The organism is Nocardioides lentus (genome assembly GCF_039529515.1).
In the GTDB taxonomy this organism is placed as follows: domain Bacteria; phylum Actinomycetota; class Actinomycetes; order Propionibacteriales; family Nocardioidaceae; genus Nocardioides; species Nocardioides lentus.
The window spans coordinates 529529-544975 of sequence record NZ_BAAAMY010000001.1 but is presented as its reverse complement, the minus strand read 5'-3'; the positions used below and the strand labels follow the sequence as shown (position 1 = coordinate 544975).

Annotated in this window: 15 protein-coding genes; 8 read left to right on the top strand and 7 right to left on the bottom strand. The window is 75.7% G+C overall.

Annotation, left to right across the window (positions count from 1 at the left end; translation table 11 throughout):
- Positions 1 to 28: 28 nt before the first annotated feature.
- Together ABD158_RS02665 and ABD158_RS02660 are read right to left on the bottom strand one after the other, a co-directional pair.
- A complete protein-coding gene (locus ABD158_RS02665; RefSeq protein ID WP_344003318.1) occupies positions 29 to 2254 on the bottom strand; it encodes a 3-hydroxyacyl-CoA dehydrogenase NAD-binding domain-containing protein in 2226 nt (741 codons plus the stop codon).
- 175 nt (positions 2255 to 2429) lie between these two features.
- Positions 2430 to 3671 (bottom strand): acetyl-CoA C-acetyltransferase, encoded by a 1242-nt coding sequence (locus ABD158_RS02660; RefSeq protein ID WP_344003315.1) that lies wholly within the window; start codon positions 3669 to 3671, stop codon positions 2430 to 2432.
- A gap of 114 nt (positions 3672 to 3785) precedes the next feature.
- Here ABD158_RS02660 and ABD158_RS02655 point away from each other — a divergent pair, with 114 nt between their 5' ends.
- Positions 3786 to 4832: a DUF7218 family protein gene (locus ABD158_RS02655; protein WP_344003312.1), complete on the top strand. Its 1047-nt coding sequence runs from the start codon at positions 3786 to 3788 to the stop codon at positions 4830 to 4832.
- A gap of 198 nt (positions 4833 to 5030) precedes the next feature.
- Positions 5031 to 5387, top strand: coding sequence for a YciI family protein (locus ABD158_RS02650; RefSeq protein WP_344003309.1), 357 nt, complete (start codon positions 5031 to 5033; stop codon positions 5385 to 5387).
- 31 nt (positions 5388 to 5418) lie between these two features.
- Here ABD158_RS02650 and ABD158_RS02645 read toward each other — a convergent pair whose 3' ends face one another.
- Positions 5419 to 5973 (bottom strand): dihydrofolate reductase family protein, encoded by a 555-nt coding sequence (locus ABD158_RS02645; RefSeq protein ID WP_344003306.1) that lies wholly within the window; start codon positions 5971 to 5973, stop codon positions 5419 to 5421.
- Between the two features lie 309 nt (positions 5974 to 6282).
- Here ABD158_RS02645 and ABD158_RS02640 point away from each other — a divergent pair, with 309 nt between their 5' ends.
- The 4 genes from ABD158_RS02640 to ABD158_RS02625 are packed head-to-tail and all read left to right on the top strand — an operon-like array spanning position 6283 to position 9918.
- On the top strand, positions 6283 to 7302 hold the full coding sequence (locus ABD158_RS02640; RefSeq protein ID WP_344003303.1) for an ABC transporter ATP-binding protein: 1020 nt from the start codon (positions 6283 to 6285) through the stop codon (positions 7300 to 7302).
- Entirely contained in the window at positions 7299 to 8090 is a 792-nt protein-coding gene (locus ABD158_RS02635; RefSeq protein WP_344003300.1) for an ABC transporter permease, read from the top strand. Before ABD158_RS02640 ends, ABD158_RS02635 begins: the two co-directional genes overlap by 4 nt.
- Positions 8087 to 9259, top strand: a complete 1173-nt coding sequence (locus ABD158_RS02630; RefSeq protein WP_344003297.1) for a sensor histidine kinase — start codon at positions 8087 to 8089, stop codon at positions 9257 to 9259. Before ABD158_RS02635 ends, ABD158_RS02630 begins: the two co-directional genes overlap by 4 nt.
- Positions 9256 to 9918: a response regulator transcription factor gene (locus tag ABD158_RS02625; protein ID WP_344003294.1), complete on the top strand. Its 663-nt coding sequence runs from the start codon at positions 9256 to 9258 to the stop codon at positions 9916 to 9918. Before ABD158_RS02630 ends, ABD158_RS02625 begins: the two co-directional genes overlap by 4 nt.
- 81 nt (positions 9919 to 9999) lie before the next feature.
- Here ABD158_RS02625 and ABD158_RS02620 read toward each other — a convergent pair whose 3' ends face one another.
- Together ABD158_RS02620 and ABD158_RS02615 are read right to left on the bottom strand one after the other, a co-directional pair.
- Positions 10000 to 11475 carry a DEAD/DEAH box helicase gene (locus ABD158_RS02620; RefSeq protein WP_344003291.1) on the bottom strand — a complete coding sequence of 492 codons (1476 nt, stop codon included), beginning with the start codon at positions 11473 to 11475 and terminating at the stop codon, positions 10000 to 10002.
- Positions 11476 to 11635: 160 nt separating this feature from the next.
- Complete coding sequence (locus ABD158_RS02615; RefSeq protein WP_344003288.1) at positions 11636 to 12046, bottom strand: RidA family protein; 411 nt, start codon at positions 12044 to 12046, stop codon at positions 11636 to 11638.
- 50 nt (positions 12047 to 12096) lie between these two features.
- On the opposite strand from ABD158_RS02615, the gene ABD158_RS02610 reads away from it, so the two are divergent.
- Positions 12097 to 12549: a MarR family winged helix-turn-helix transcriptional regulator gene (locus ABD158_RS02610; RefSeq protein WP_344003285.1), complete on the top strand. Its 453-nt coding sequence runs from the start codon at positions 12097 to 12099 to the stop codon at positions 12547 to 12549.
- Here ABD158_RS02610 and ABD158_RS02605 read toward each other — a convergent pair.
- Positions 12509 to 13738, bottom strand: coding sequence for a macrolide family glycosyltransferase (locus ABD158_RS02605; protein WP_344003282.1), 1230 nt, complete (start codon positions 13736 to 13738; stop codon positions 12509 to 12511). The two genes, ABD158_RS02610 and ABD158_RS02605, sit on opposite strands and share 41 nt — an antisense overlap.
- Positions 13739 to 13811: 73 nt before the next feature.
- Here ABD158_RS02605 and ABD158_RS02600 point away from each other — a divergent pair, with 73 nt between their 5' ends.
- On the top strand, positions 13812 to 14420 hold the full coding sequence (locus tag ABD158_RS02600) for a TetR/AcrR family transcriptional regulator (RefSeq protein WP_344003279.1): 609 nt from the start codon (positions 13812 to 13814) through the stop codon (positions 14418 to 14420).
- Positions 14421 to 14463: 43 nt separating this feature from the next.
- Here the strand turns inward: ABD158_RS02600 and ABD158_RS02595 are convergent, their stop codons facing one another.
- Positions 14464 to 15432 (bottom strand): endonuclease/exonuclease/phosphatase family protein, encoded by a 969-nt coding sequence (locus ABD158_RS02595; protein ID WP_344003277.1) that lies wholly within the window; start codon positions 15430 to 15432, stop codon positions 14464 to 14466.
- Between the last annotated feature and the right edge of the window lie 15 nt (positions 15433 to 15447).

Below are 15447 nucleotides of genomic sequence, written 5' to 3'. Positions count from 1 at the left end.
GCCGGCGTCGGCGCCGGCGTCGGCGCGCTCAGCGGGGGAAGTCCTCCCCCGCGGCCGCCATCTCGCGCAGGCGCGCGGTGGGGCGGAAGCGGTCGCCGTAGGCGTCGGCGAGCTCGTCGGCCCGGGCCACGAACGCGGCGAGCCCGCGCTCGCCGGAGCCGTCGGCGGTGGGCCGCTCGTAGCCGGTCATGAACTGGGCCGCGCCGCCCGTGTGGGCGGGGAAGCCGATGCCCATGATGGAGCCGATGTTGGCGGCGGCGGCCGAGGTGATGACGCCCTCCTCGAAGCACTTCGCGGTCTCGATCGCCTCGGCGAACAGCATCCGCTCCTTGACGTCCTCGAACGGCACGGCGTCGAGGCGCGAGCCGAACTCGTCGGCCAGGCCCGGCCACAGGCCCGCCCGGCGGCCGTCGGCGTAGTCGTAGAAGCCGGCGCCCTTGAGTCGCGAGGGCCGCTCGAGCTCGAGCATGCGGTCGACGACGGCGTCGCCGGCGTGGGCGGCGTACGGCGTGCCGTCGCGCTCCGCGGCCGCCGCGGTGGCGGCGCGGATCTTCTTCATCAGGTCCATGTTGAGCTCGTCGGAGAGCTGGAGGGGGCCCACGGGGTAGCCGGCCTGCGTCGCGGCGCGCTCCAGCGACATCGGCATCACGCCCTCGGCGAGCATCGCGAGGCCCTCGTTGACCATCGTGCCGATGACGCGGCTGGTGTAGAAGCCGCGCGAGTCGTGGACGACGATCGGGGTCTTGCGGATCGCCTGCACCACGTCGTACGCCGCGGCGAGGGCCGCGTCGGATGTCTCGCGGCCCCGGATGATCTCGACCAGGGGCATCTTGTCGACGGGGCTGAAGAAGTGCAGCCCGATGAAGTCGGCCGGGCGGGCCACGCCGTCGGCGAGCTCGGTGATCGGCAGCGTCGAGGTGTTGGAGCACAGCAGCGCACCCTCGGCGAGGTGCGGCTCGACCTCGGCGAAGACCTTCGCCTTCAGGGACGGGTCCTCGAAGACGGCCTCGATGACGAGGTCGCAGCCGGCGAGGTCCGAGGGGTCGGCGGTCGGGGTGATCAGGTCGAGCAGCGCCGCCTTCTTCTCCGGCGTCGAGCGACCCTTCGCGATCGCCTTGTCGAGGAGGGTCTCGGAGTAGGCCTTGCCGCGGTCGGCGGCGGCCTGCTCGACGTCCTTGAGCACCACCGTCATGCCGGCCTTCGCGCAGACGTGGGCGATGCCCGCGCCCATCATCCCGGCGCCGAGCACGCCGACCTTCGTGGGCCGGAACGGCGGGAAGCCGTCGGGGCGCAGCGAGCCGGCGTTGATGGCCTGCAGGTCGAAGAAGAACGCCTGGATCATGTTCTTCGACTGCTGGCCGGTGATGAGGGAGGTCAGGTAGCGCGACTCGATCCGCGAGGCGGTGTCGAGGTCGACCTGGGCGCCCTCCACCGCGGCCGAGAGGATCGCGCGCTGCGCGCGGTAGACCGCGCCCTTGGTCTGCTGGCGCAGCAGGGCCGGGAACGCCGGGAGGAACTGCGCGAGCTTGGGGGTCGAGGGCGTGCCGCCGGGCATCCGGTAGCCGGCGCGGTCCCAGGGGTTGGCGGCCGCGTCGGCGTCGTCGCGGTGGTCCAGGACCCACGCCTTCGCCGCGGGGACGAGGTCGTCCGCGGAGGCGACCAGCTCGTCGACGAGGCCCTTGTCGCGGGCCTGGGAGGGCGAGAAGCGGGTGCCGGGCAGCAGCACCTCCATCAGCGCGGACTGCAGCCCGAGCATCCGGGTGACGCGGGTGACGCCACCGCCGCCGGGCAGCAGGCCGAGGGTCGCCTCGGGGAGCCCGAGCTGGACCTTGCGGTCGTCCAGGGCGATGCGGTGGTTGGCGGCGAGGGCGATCTCCAGGCCGCCGCCGAGCGCGGCGCCGCCGATCGCGGCGACCACGGGCCGCGGGAAGGTCTCGAGGCGGCGCAGGGCGGCCTTGACCTCCTCGACGGTCGCGAACAGCTCGGCCGCGTCCTCGGGGCGGGCCTGCTGCATGAGGCCGAGGTTGCCGCCGGCGAAGAAGGTCTTCTTGGCGCTCGTGATGATCACGCCGACGACCTGCTCGACCTCGGCGTGCAGCCGCTCGACGACCGCGGTCATCGACCGGCGGTACAGGTCGTTCATCGTGTTGGCGCTCGCGCCGGGGTCGTCCAGCGTCAGCGTGACGATCCCCTCGGAGTCGCGGTCGTAGCGCACCGCGGTCTGGTCGGTGTCGTCCTGGGCGATGGTGCTCATGGGTTCTCCTCGGTTGGCGCCGGGCCGCGAGACCATGGTCGCGGTGGCGCGGGGCTGCCTGTCGTCTCACCGGGTCCCGACACGCTCGGTCGCGACCTCGTTCCTCGGTCGCGCTCGCTGCTCGACCACCGTGGATCGCCTCGGTGGTGGCGGGGCGTCGGACCTCCTTGGTCGGTCAGACGCGCTCCACCACCGTGGCGATCCCCATCCCGCCGCCGACGCAGAGCGTGGCGAGGCCGCGGCGCAGGTCGCGGCGCTCCAGCTCGTCGACGAGGATGCCGAGGATCATCGCGCCGGTCGCGCCCAGCGGGTGGCCCATGGCGATGGCGCCGCCGTTGACGTTGGTGATCTCGTGGCTGATGCCCATGTCGGACATGAAGCGCATCGCGACCGCCGCGAAGGCCTCGTTGATCTCCCACAGGTCGATGTCGGAGGTCTCGAGACCGGCCTTGGCCAGCGCCTTGCGGGCCGCCGGGGCGGGGCCGGTGAGCATGATCGTCGGGTCGGCGCCGGACACGGCGGTCGCGAGCACGCGGGCCCGCGGGGTGAGCCCGGCCAGCTCGCCGGCGCGCTCGGAGCCCATCAGCACCAGGGCCGCGCCGTCGACGATGCCCGAGGAGTTGCCGGCGTGGTGGACGTGGTCGATCCGCTCGACCCAGTGGTACTTCTCGAGCGCCACGTCGTCGAAGCCGGCCTCGGCGCCGACCGTGGCGAAGCTCGGCTTCAGCCCGGCCAGGGAGTCGGGGCTGGTGTCGGGGCGGACGAGCTCGTCGTGGTCGAGCACGGTGAGGCCGTTGCGGTCGGTCACCGGCACGACGGAGCCCGAGAAGCGGCCGTCCGCCCACGCCTTCGCGGCCCGGGCGTGGGACTCCGCGGCGTAGGTGTCGACGTCGTGGCGGCTCCAGCCGCCGAGGGTGGCGATCAGGTCGGCGCCGATGCCCTGCGGCACGAAGCCGGTGGTGAGGGCGGTCGCGGGGTCCATCGCCCACGCCCCGCCGTCGGAGGCCATCGGCACGCGGCTCATCGACTCGACGCCGCCGGCGAGGATCAGGTCCTCGAAGCCGGAGCGCACCCGCTGGGCGGCCTGGTTGACGGCCTCGAGGCCGGAGGCGCAGAAGCGGTTGAGCTGCACGCCGGCGACGGTGTCGGGGTAGCCCGCGGCGAGCGCCGCGGTCTTGGCGATGTCGGCGCCCTGGTCGCCGACCGGGGTCACCACGCCGAGGACGACGTCGTCGACGAGGGCGGGGTCGAGGCCGGGGTTGCGCTTCCGGGTCTCGTCGAGCAGGCCGACGACCAGGTCGATCGGCTTGACCTCGTGCAGCGCTCCCGCGGCCTTGCCCTTGCCGCGCGGGGTGCGGAGGTGGTCGTACACGTACGCCTCGGGGGCTCCCCCGGCGCTGCCTGTGGTGCTCGTCATGCAGCGATCATGACACCGATGGTGTCACGATCGGAAGGTGATGCGGGCCACTCCCGCCTCGCGGTGCGACCCGGCACCGGGCGACGCTGACACCGGTGCTGTCACGATACGGCCGTGAGCACGTCGTACGACCCCGGCACCGCGGGCCCGCCCGGCGACGCGGCGCCGCTGCTGACCCTGGCCGAGCTGACCGCGCGCGTGGGGATGAGCGTGCGGACGATCCGGTTCTACACGACCCGGGGGCTGGTGCCCCCGCCGATCCGCCGGGGCCGGTCGGGCTACTACTCCGCCGAGCACGTCGCCCGGCTCGGGCTGGTCGCGGAGCTGCAGGAGCACGGCTTCACCCTGGCCGCGATCGAGCGCTACCTCGCGGGCGTGCCCGACGACGCCACCCCCGACGAGCTCGCGCTGCAGCGGGCGATGCTCGCGCCCTGGACCTCGGCCGACCTGACGCTGCTGTCCACCGACGAGCTCACCGCGCGCGCCGGCCGCGAGCTCGGCGAGGACGACCTCGCCACCCTGGCCGGCCTGGGGATCGTGACCCCGACCCCCGACGGACGGCACCGGGTCGGCGTCTCCCAGCTGCCCGTGGGCCTCGACCTCATCGACCTCGGCTTCCCGCCCGAGGCCGCCCACGCCGTCGCCGGGGTCTACGCCGCCCACGGGCGGGCCATCGCCGACGAGCTGTACGACGTGTTCCGTCGTCAGGTCTGGCCGGCCTACCGCGACGCCGGCACGCCGCCCGCGCTGCTGCAGCAGGTCGTGGAGCGGCTCAAGCCGCTGTCGGTGGCCGGACTCGTGCGCGCCTACGAGGAGGGCATGGACTCCACCCGGCGCGAGAACATCGCCCGCCGGGCCGGTGGGTACTCCCCCTCCATGGCCGACAAGAAGCACGAGGACGACCCGTCGCTGAAGGACCCGGACCTCTACGAGGAGCTGCGCGAGCAGGGCAACAGCCCGGAGAAGTCCGCGCGCATCTCCAACGCCAAGGCCCGCTCCGACGCCGGGGACGGGCCCGATCCGTCGAAGCGCGGCGGCGCCCACCCGTCGTACGAGGAGTGGACGGTGGACGAGCTGCGCGAGCGGGCCGCCGAGCTCGACATCGACGGCCGATCCACCATGAACAAGGACGACCTCGTCGCGGCCCTGCGCGACCACTGACGCCGAGTCGTCACCAGCTCCCGCCCCACCCCCGCCGACCCGGCGCGAGCTCCCGCCCCACCCCCGCCGACCCGGCGCGAGCTCCCGCCCCACCCCCGCCGAGTCGGCGCGAGCTCCCGCCCCACCCCCGCCGAGTCGGCGCGAGCTCCCGCCCGGCCGACCCTGTCCTCATCGCTCGGCGCATGGCACCGTGGGGCGATGAAGTACCTCCTGCTCTTCTGGACCGACGCCCTCCCCGAGGGCTCTCGGCACCCCGAGGGCTTCGGGACCGAGGCCGACCACCGGGCGTGGGCCGACTTCCAGGCCCAGCTCGAGGCCGCGGGCTCGTACGTCGACGGCGGCGACCTCGAGCCCCCGCCGTCGGACCGCTTCGTGCGGCCCGACCTGGCGACCGGGGACGGACCCGAGGTGGCGGCCTCCGGCCCCTCGGTCCTCACCGGCTACTACGTCGTCGAGGTCCCCGACGAGGCGGCTGCGCGCACCGTGGCCGCGTCGGTGCCGCTCCACGGCACGGTCGAGCTGCGACCGATCGTCGACCACGACGGCGAGTGGTGAGCCCTCCGGGGTGACGCGACCCGGACGCCGCTCAGGCCCGGGGGGTCAGCACCAGCACGGTGATCCCGGACGCGAACGGGACGCGGTCGCTCACGGTGAGGTGGGTGGCGCCGTCCGTGCCGGGCAGCACACCGTCGAGCAGTCGGTCGCCGGCGCCCGCGACGCAGGGGAACAGCCACAGGTGCAGCTCGTCGAGCAGGCCCTCGCCGATCAGCGTGGCGTCCAGCTCGCCGGTGCCGAACTTCAGCAGGTCCCCGCCCTCGGCCGCCTTCAGGGCGCGGACGCCCGCGGCGGTGTCCTCGCCCAGCCACGCCCCGTTCCACCCGGAGAAGTCGCCGCCGGTGCGGGAGGCGACGTGCTTGGGGCGGGCGTTCATCGCGTCGGCGCCCGGGTCGCCAGCCATCGACGGCCACACCTCGGCGAAGCCCTCGAAGGTCTCGCGTCCGAGCAGGAGGGCGTCGGCGCGGTCGTCCAGCCGGGCGCCGTACGCCGCGTGCTCGTCGTCCCAGTAGGGCGAGCCCCAGACGTGGGGGTCGGAGACGACTCCGTCGAGGGTGACGAACGTGGACTCGATGAGGGATCGCACGGGCTTCTCCTGTCGTGGGCCCGGAGGCGTCCGGGCGGGTGTGCTCGGGTCGACCGGCGGTCCGACCCGGAATCATCGTCCGGCGGGAGCTAGCGCCGACTCGGCGGGCAGACGGCGGGAGCTCGCGACGACTCGGCGGGCGGACGGCGGGAGCTCGTGCCGACTCGGCGGGCAGACGGCGGGAGCTCGCGCCGACTCGGCGGGCAGACGGCGGGAGCTCGCGACGACTCGGCTCTGCCTGCGGGGGGAGGTCGGGTTCTGCCTGTGGGCCGATGCGCCGGTGGGGGTGGCAGGAGCAGAGTCGTCCCCATGACCTCCACCACCGACCTCGCCGTCACCGTGCGGGGCCTGCGCAAGTCGTACGGCGGCCGCGCGGTCGTCGACGGCCTGGACCTCGACGTCCCCGCCGGGCAGGTCGTCGGCCTGATCGGCGCCAACGGGGCCGGCAAGACCACGACCGTCGAGTGCCTCCAGGGGCTGCGACGTCCCGACGCCGGGGAGATGCGGGTGCTGGGCCTCGACCCTCGGCGCGACGCCGCCCGACTGCGGCGCCTGGTCGGCAGCCAGCTGCAGTCCTCCGCCCTGCCCGACCGGCTCCGCGTCCGCGAGGCCGTCGCCCTGTTCGCCGAGGCCGGCTCCCGCGACCCCGCGACGGGCTCGGCCCGACGCGGGGACGACCTGCTCGCGCAGTTCGGGCTCGCCGAGCGGCGGCGCTCGCCGTTCGCGGGCCTCAGCGGCGGCGAGCAGCAGCGCCTGTTCCTGGTGCTCGCGCTGCTCAACCGCCCGCGGCTGGTGATCCTCGACGAGCTCACCCAGGGCCTCGACCCGGCCGCCCGCCGCGAGGTGTGGTCGGCGGTCGCCCAGCTGCGCGACGAGGGCACCACGGTCCTGCTCGTCACCCACGAGCTCGCGGAGGCCGAGGCGCTGTGCGACCACGTCGTCGCCATGCGCTCCGGGCGGGTCCTCGACGCCGGCAGCCCCGCCGAGCTCGTCGCCCGCCACGCCGCCCGCGCGACCACGGCGTTCACGCTGCCCGGCGCCGCCGACGCCCTCGCCGCGGTCCGCGCGCTGCCCGGCGTGCGGACCGCCACCGCGCAGGGCGACCTCGTCACCGTCGAGGGTGACCGGCGCAGCATCGCCCACGTCGGCGCCTGGCTCGTCGCCCGCGGCCCCGACGCCGTGCCCGCCGACCTGCGCGTCGACGTCCCGGACCTCGAGTCCGCCCTCCTCACCCTCCTCGACGCCCCCGAGCACGACCCGGGCCCCGCGGGCGCCACGAGCGCTGTGGGCGACCCGGCCACCTCCTCCCTGATCGGAGCCACCTCGTGACCACCGGCACGCCCTCCCCCACCGCAAGCCGCACCGCCGGCCGCACCCGACGGGTCGCGCCGGCCTCCCAGCGCCTGCTGGTCACCGAGCTGCGGCTGCTGCTGCGCGACCCGCTGACCCTGACGTTCGTGTTCGTCTTCCCGGTGGTCTCGATGCTGATCATCGGCGGCTCGTTCGGCACCGAGCCCGACGCGGTGTTCCCGGTCAACCCGAGCCACTGGTACGTCGCCTCCTACATCGCCACCGTCCTCGCCTCCACCGGCCTCGTGATGGTCCCGGTGCACATCGCCTCCTACCGGGAGCGCGGCGTGCTCCGCCGCTTCGCCGCGGCCGGGTTCCCGCGCTGGTCGTTCGCGTCGGCGCAGATGCTGGTCGGCCTCGTGACCGTCGCCCTCGGCGTCGTCGCGCTGCTGCTCGTCGCCTGGCCCGTGTACGGCGTGCCCGCGGTCGAGGACGTCCCCCGCGCGGTGGCCGGGGTGGTGGCCGGTGCCGTGCTGTTCCTGGCGCTCGGCACGCTGCTCGGCTCCGTGCTGCCCTCGGCCCGCGCGGCGCAGGCCGTGGGGCTGATGCTCTTCGTCCCGTCGTTCCTGCTCGGCGGGGGCGGCCCGCCGACGGCCGTCATGAGCGACACGCTCGCCGCCGTCGCGGAGTGGACGCCGCTGGGTCTGGTCACCGAGTCGGTGCGCCAGCCCTGGCTGGGCCTCGGCGACGGCACGACCGAGCTGCTCGTCGTGTGCGGCGCGGCCGTGGTCGCGCTCGCCCTCTCGGCCCGCCGCACGGCGCTGTGAGTCTCGCCCCCGGCGTCGGCCCGGGCACCGGCCCGGGTGCCGCCCCCGCCTCCGCGCTGAGCCGGGGCGAGTGGTGGGCGGTCACCGTGGTCCTCGCGGCACTGGTCCTCGTCGGGGCGGCCTCCAGCGGCCGGCCCCCGGCCGTCGTGGTCGCCGCGACCGTGGTCGCCCTCGGCCTCACCGCGGCCCTGCGCCACGCGGGGGCCCGGACGCTCCTGGTCGGCGTGGTCGTCGTCAGCGCCGCCGTCGCCCTGCTGTGCTCGGGCGGTTCCGGCACCGTCGGCTGGCTGGCGAGCTGCGTGCTGGTGGTGGTCGCGTCGTTCGGGGCGGGGCTCCGCCACGGGCTCGCGCTGGCGGTCGCGTGGCTGGCGGTCTTCGCCGGCAACGCGGCGGCGGTCCCGGAGCCCGGCTGGGCGGCCTGGGTCGGTGGGCTGGCCCTGACGGTCTTCGCCTGCTGGTCGATCGACCGGCAGCGCCGCCTCGTCGCCGAGCTCGAGGCGGCGCAGGCGGGTCTCGCGGCCCGGGCGGCGTCCGAGGAGCGCGCCCGCATCGCCCGCGAGATGCACGACGTGACGGGCCACGCGCTGACGGTCTCGCTCCTGCACATCACCGCCGCGCGCCTCGCCGTGGAGGACGAGCCCGAGGTCGCCGCCGCCGCCCTGGCCGAGGCCGAGCGGCTCTCGCGCCGCAGCCTGGAGGAGGTCCGCGCCGCGGTCGGGGTGCTGCGCGACGGGTCCCCGCCCGGGACGCCGCTGCCAGGGGCCGCGGACCTGCCCGCGCTGGTCGACGCGGTCGCCCGGAGCGGCGTCGGGGTCACGCTGAGGACCACCGGCGACCTCGGCTCCCTGCCCGGTGTCGCCGGCCTCGCGGCGTACCGGATCGTGCAGGAGTCGCTCACCAACGTCGCCCGTCACGCCCCGACCGCCCCCACCACCGTCGAGCTCGAGATCGGCGGGGACGGCGGCGACGAGGGTGGGTGCGTCCGGCTCCGGGTGGACTCGGCGGCACCGGGGCGTGACGTCGGCGCCGGAACCGGCCTCGCCAGCATGCGCGAGCGCGCCGAGGCGCTCGGCGGCCGGCTCTCGGCCGGGCCGGGAGGACCCGGCTGGCGCGTCGAGGCCACCTGGCCCCGGCAGCCGGCCGGGTCGCGGCCCCGGGTGGGACCATGACCGCCGTGACGCGGGTGCTGCTGGTCGACGACCAGGAGCTGGTGCGGACGGGGCTGCGGGGGATCCTGCGGCCGCGGCTCGGCTTCGAGATCGTCGGCGAGCTCGGCTCGGGCGCGGACGTCGTGACGGCCGTCGGGGCACTGGCCCCGGACGTGGTCGTGATGGACGTGCGCATGCCCGAGGTCGACGGCGTGGCCGCCACCGCCGCGCTCGCGGCCTCGGGCTCGCGGGTGCCCGTGCTGGTCCTGACGACGTTCGAGGACGACGAGGTGCTGGCCGGCGCGCTGCGGGCGGGCGCGGCCGGGTTCCTGCTCAAGGGCGTGCCGGCCGAGGACCTCCAGCGGGCGGTCCACGCGGTCGCCGCGGGCGAGCACTGGCTCGATCCCGCGGTGACCGGACGGGTCCTCGCGACCTACCGCGACGGCGCCGCGACCCTGCCCGCCGCGCGTCTGGAGGTGCTGACGGGCCGGGAGCGCGAGGTGCTGGCGCTGGTCGGCGCCGGGCTGTCCAACACCGAGATCGCCGCCCGGCTCGTGCTCGGCGAGGGGACCGTCAAGACCCACGTCGGCCACGTCTTCGCCAAGCTCGGCCTGCGTGACCGCGCGGCCGCCGTCGTCTGCGCGTTCGACCACGGCCTGGTCCGGCCCGGGCCCCGCTGAGGCCCGTCGTACGCCGCTCCGCGCGGCCGTTGGGGCGCTGCGGCCGGCGGCAGGAGCCGACGGGGGCTCAGCGGCGGCGGCTCAGCGGCGGCCGGAGCTGAACGACGCGGGGCTGTGGCTGCCGGAGCCGGAGCCGGTGGACGCGCCGGAGCGACCGCGGCCACCGCCGGAGCGGGAGCGCCCGCCCTGCCCGGCCGGCTTCTGCCCGCCCGAGGACGAGCCGCCCTGGCCGGAGCCGCCGCGACGACCGCCGCCACCCGAGCCCGAGCCCGAGCCGCCCGAGCCCCCGGAGCCCGAGCCGCGACGCCGGTTGCGCCCGCCTCCCGCACCGCCGCCGCTGCGGGCCGGCGGCTGGGCGGGACGGTCGAGCACGACGCCGCCGAGCACGACGGTCCGCTCGCCGGGGGCGAGCTGGGCGAGCACCGGGTCGGCGGTGCCGGAGATCTTGGTGGTGGTCGGCTTGATGCCGGCCGCACGGGTCAGGGCGCGCACGTCGCGGACCTGCTCGTCGAGCATCAGCGTCACGACGGTGCCGGCGGCGCCGGCGCGCGCCGTGCGACCGGAGCGGTGGAGGTAGGCCTTGTGCTCGACCGGCGGGTCGGCGTGGATCACCAGGGCGACGTCGTCGACGTGGATGCCACGGGCGGCGATGTCGGTCGCGACCAGCGTCTCGGCCTTGCCGGAGTGGAAGGCGTCGAGGTTGCGGGTGCGGGCGCCCTGGGACAGGTTGCCGTGCAGCTCGACCGCGGGCACGCCGCGCTTGTTGAGCTGCTTGGCCAGGCCCTTGGCGCCGTGCTTGGTGCGGGTGAAGACGACCGTGCGGCCGGGTGCCGAGGTGAGGTCGGCGAGCACGTCGACACGCTGGTCGCGGTTCGACAGGTGGAGCACGTGGTGGCTCATCGCGCTGACCGGCGCCTGCACCGAGTCGGCCTCGTGGGTGACGGGCTTGCGCAGGAACTTCTGCACGAGCACGTCGATGGCGTTGTCCAGCGTGGCGGAGAAGAGCAGCCGCTGGCCGTCCTTCGCCGTGGCGGTGAGGATGCGGCGCACACCGGGCAGGAAGCCGAGGTCGGCCATGTGGTCGGCCTCGTCGAGCACGGTGATCGCGACGTCGCCGAGCGAGACGTGGCCCTGCTTCATGAGGTCCTCGAGCCGCCCGGGGCAGGCGAGGACGATGTCGGCGCCCTGGCGCAGGCCGGTGACCTGGGGGCCCTGGCCGACGCCGCCGAAGACGGTCTGCGTGGTGAGGCCGGCGGTGGCCGCCAGGGGCGTCAGCGCCTCCTGGATCTGGCCGACGAGCTCGCGCGTCGGGGCGAGGACGAGCGCACGCGGACGCCCGGGGCGGGTGCGGCGACCGTCGGCGACCAGGCGCGCGACGAGCGGCAGCAGGAAGGCGTAGGTCTTGCCCGAGCCGGTCCGGCCGCGGCCGAGCACGTCGCGCCCGGCCAGCGAGTCCGGCAGCGTCGCCGCCTGGATCGGGGTGGGGCTGGTGATGCCGCGCTCGGCGAGCACGGCGGAGAGGGACTCGGGCACGCCGAGCAGGGTGAAGTCAGACACGGGAAATCGCTTCCGTCGGGGGTGGGTGCCCGCGTCGGGGACCAGGGCTCGACGGACCGGCAAGGTGCCTCGTGGTGTCCGGAGCCCGGGAGCGGGCCGTGACCCCAGCCTACGGGCCCGGCGCGCGCAGCCGTGAATCGCACGCCCCGGGCCCGCGCGCTCAGGCGAGCACGGCGGTGACCTTGAGCTCCACCAGCTGGTCGGGGCCGAACAGGCTCGCCACGCCGATCAGGGTGGCCGGCGGCGTGTGCGTCGTGCCGACCCGTGCCGCGCCGCGGGTCATGCCCTCGACCAGTGCCGGCACCTTGTCGGCCGACCAGTCCACGACGTACGCCGTGAGGTCGACGACGTCGTCGATCGTGCCGCCGGCGCCGGCCAGGGCCGTGGCGACGTTGGCGTAGCACTGCTCGACCTGCGCGGCGAGGTCGCCGGGGCCGACGGGGGTGCCGTCGGCCTCCTGGGCGACCTGCCCGGCGAGGGAGACGAGCCGCGAGCCGGTCGCGACCGACACCTGGTGGTAGAGCCCGGTCTCGGGGAGACCGGGGACGTCGAACGTAGTCACTTCACTCATGAAATGAACTGTACCCCGGATTCCTTCATCCGTGAAGTAATGTGCGTCCCATGACCGACGATCCCTGGCTGAGCGAGCCGCAGAAGGACGGCTGGTCGGCCCTCGGCTCCCTGGTGATGCTCGTGCCGACCCGCGTCGAGGCGGCCCAGCGGGCGAGCGGGCTGTCGCTGTTCGAGTACCTCGTGCTCAGCGGGATCTCCGAGGCGCCGGGGCTGACGCTGCGCATGGGCGAGCTCGCCTACCTCTCCGGCGGCGCGCCGTCACGGCTGTCCAACGCCGCGAAGCGCTTCGAGGACCGCGGCTGGCTGACCCGGAGGGCCGACCCCGACGACGGCCGCGCCACGCTGGCCACCCTCACCGACGCGGGCCTGGCGGTGGTGCGGGCCGCGGCGCCCGTCCACGCCCGCGCCGTGCGCGAGGTCGTCGTCGACCGGCTCGACGACGACGACCTGGCGGCGCTCGTCAGGATCGCGGGGCGGCTGGGGACGTGGGCCCCGGGCTGAGCATCGACTCGACCACCGCGACCGCGGCGTCCGCCCCGCCGGCGCGGGCGAGCCCGGTCGCGACCTCCCGGCTGCGCGCCACGACGGGGTCGGCGGTGACCTGCTCGAGCGCGTCGCGCAGCTCGCCCACCGAGGCGGTGGCCGCGTCGAGGCGCACGGCGACGCCGGCGGCCACGAGGGCGTCGGCGTTGTCGAACTGGTCGACGTCCTGCGGCACCGCGATCATCGGCGTGCCCGTCGCGAGGCCCTCGACCGACCCGCCCATCCCGGCGTGGGTGACGAACGCGGAGGCGTGCTCGAGGACCTCCAGCTGCGGCACCCAGGCGGCGATCTCCACGCCGTCGGGCACCGGCCGTCCCCCGGTGACCTCCGCCGGGTCGACGTGACGACCGACCTGGAGCACGAGGTGCCAACCGGGGCGCCCGCCGTACGCCTCGAGGCAGCGGCGGTAGAAGTCCGGATGCGCGGTGAACGCCGTCCCGAGCGAGACCAGCAGGACCCGGCGGCCCTCCGGCGGGCTCCACGCCCCCGGGTCCGGCCGCCGCAGCGCAGGGCCGACGAAGGTGTGGACGGCGCGGTCCACCCGGTCGGCATGGGGCTGCATCGCCTCGGGCACGAGCACGACGCAGCGCGGCGGGCGCCCGAGGTAGGTCAGCGCGTCGGTGGTGATGCCGTGCGCGGCGAGCATCGCCTGCTGGCGGGCGAGGTACGCCGCGCCGCGGGGGTCGGCGCGGACGCCGTCCCAGAAGGCGCCCAGGTCCTCGTCGTAGCCCTCCCACGCGACGTACGTCGGGGAGAGCTGCAGCGCGGGGACGCCCCAGGAGTCGGCCAGGATCCGTCCGGGCACCCCGGCGATGTCGTAGAGCACGAGGTCGGGCCGGTCCGGCTCCAGGGCCGCGCGGGCGGCGGGGAGCATCGCCTCGTACTCGTCCTGGAAGGCCGCGAGGTGGTCGACGGCGTCGCCGTCGTAGGAGTCCCCCGGCACACCGTCGGCGCCGGCGTGGTTGGCGCGCGGCAGCACCGAGCGGTACGGCGCGAGCCGGGCCCCGGTGCTCTCGACGACGTCGCGGAACGCGGGGTCGTTGACGTAGGTGACCCGGTGGCCCCGCGCGACCAGCCGACGGATCACCTCGAGGCTCGGGTTCACGTGTCCGGGCGCCGGGATGCTGACCATGGCGAGGTGGGCCATGCGAGGACCTCCGTGGGTGCGGGCGACCACATACGAAACGAGTCGTTTCGTTTTATGAGGATAGCCTGACGCGGTGCCGACCAGCCAGCCCGCCGCCCACGGTCCGGGGCGACCCCGCTCGGGCCGCTCGCGCGCGGCGACGCTGGAGGCCGCGCTCGCTCTCGCCGCGGAGGTGCCCTGGGCGCGGGTGACGGTCGGGGCCATCGCGGACCGGGCAGGGGTCAGCAAGGCCACGATCTACCGCTGGTGGCCGTCGCGGGGCGCGATCCTGGTCGAGGCCCTCGCTGAGGCCAACGAGCGCGACCTGGCCTACGGACTGCCCGACACCGGCGACCTCGTCGCCGACCTCGCGGTCGTGCTGCGCGGCGTGGTCGACGAGCTCGCCGACCCCGCCTGGGACGCGCTGCTCCGGGCGCTCACCGTCGAGACCCTGCTCGACGCCGACCTGCGCGGCCGGGTGCTGGCGTCGATCTTCGCCCCGCAGCTGGCGGCCTTCGAGGTCCGCTTCGCCGCGGCCCGCGCCGCCGGCCAGGTCGCCGCCGACGTCGACGACCTGGCCGCGACCGAGCTCGTGGTGGCCCCGGTCTTCCACCGCTGGCAGCAGGGCTCCGGGCCCCTCACCCACGCCTACGCCGACGGCGTCGCCGCCCGTGCCGTGCGAGCGCTGTCCCCCCGGGGCTGAGGGGCCGGCCCCCGGCCGCACCGACCCTCGGACCTGCCGGGCCTCAGACCAGCCGGACCACGGCCTGCACCGGCGTGTGGTCGCTGGGCCAGCGGTCCTCGCCGACCCGGGTGTCGTACGTCGTGGTGTTGATCGCCGCGCGCTCGACCCGCACGCCGTCGGTGGCCAGCACCCAGTCGATGCGCCGCTCGCCCTCCACGGCCGGCGCGTAGTTCGGGAACGTCCCCCAGGCGGGGGTGAGGCGGCGGCGGGCGGTGGTCCAGGTGTCGGCGGTGGTGCCGTTGCCGGTCAGCACGTCGTACGGCGCGGAGGACCCGGCGGGCGCGTTGAAGTCGCCCGTCACGACGGCCGGGACGTCCAGCCCGGCCACCTGGGCACGCAGCACCTCGGCGGAGCGGACGCGTGCGTTCTCGGACTGGTGGTCGAGGTGCGTGTTGAGGTGCACCAGCTCGTGCCCGGTGCGGCGGTCGGCGAGCCGCGCCCAGGTGACGATCCTCGTGACGGTGTTGCCCCACGTCGCGGAGCCGATCACGTCCGGGGTGTCGGAGAGCCAGTACTGGTCCCACTCCAGCGCGGTGAAGCGCTCGGCGTCGTAGAGGATCGCGGAGTACTCGCCGCCGCTGCCGCCCTCGCGGCCGAAGCCCAGCATGCGGTGGGTGCGACCCACCCCGCGCTCCACCTCGTCGAGCTGGCCGTAGGTGGCCTCCTGGATCCCCAGCAGCGTCGGGCGCTCGGTCGCGAGCAGCCGGGTGACCAGCGGAGCGCGGTCCCCCCAGTGGTCGGCCTGGCCGGGCGAGGTGGCGGTCCCGCGGTCGAAGCGGATGTTGAAGGTCATCACGTGGATGTCCGCGCCGCGGGCGGGGCCGACCAGCGGCCTGCCCTGCCGCCCCGGACCGCGGCCCGGACGGCGGCCCGGCGCCGCGGTCGCGCTGCTGGTCCCCGCCGCGGTCGCGCCCGCGACGGCGGCCCCGCTCGACAGCAGGGCCCCGAGAGTCGTCCGTCGTGTCAGCATGCGCCCAGCCGATCC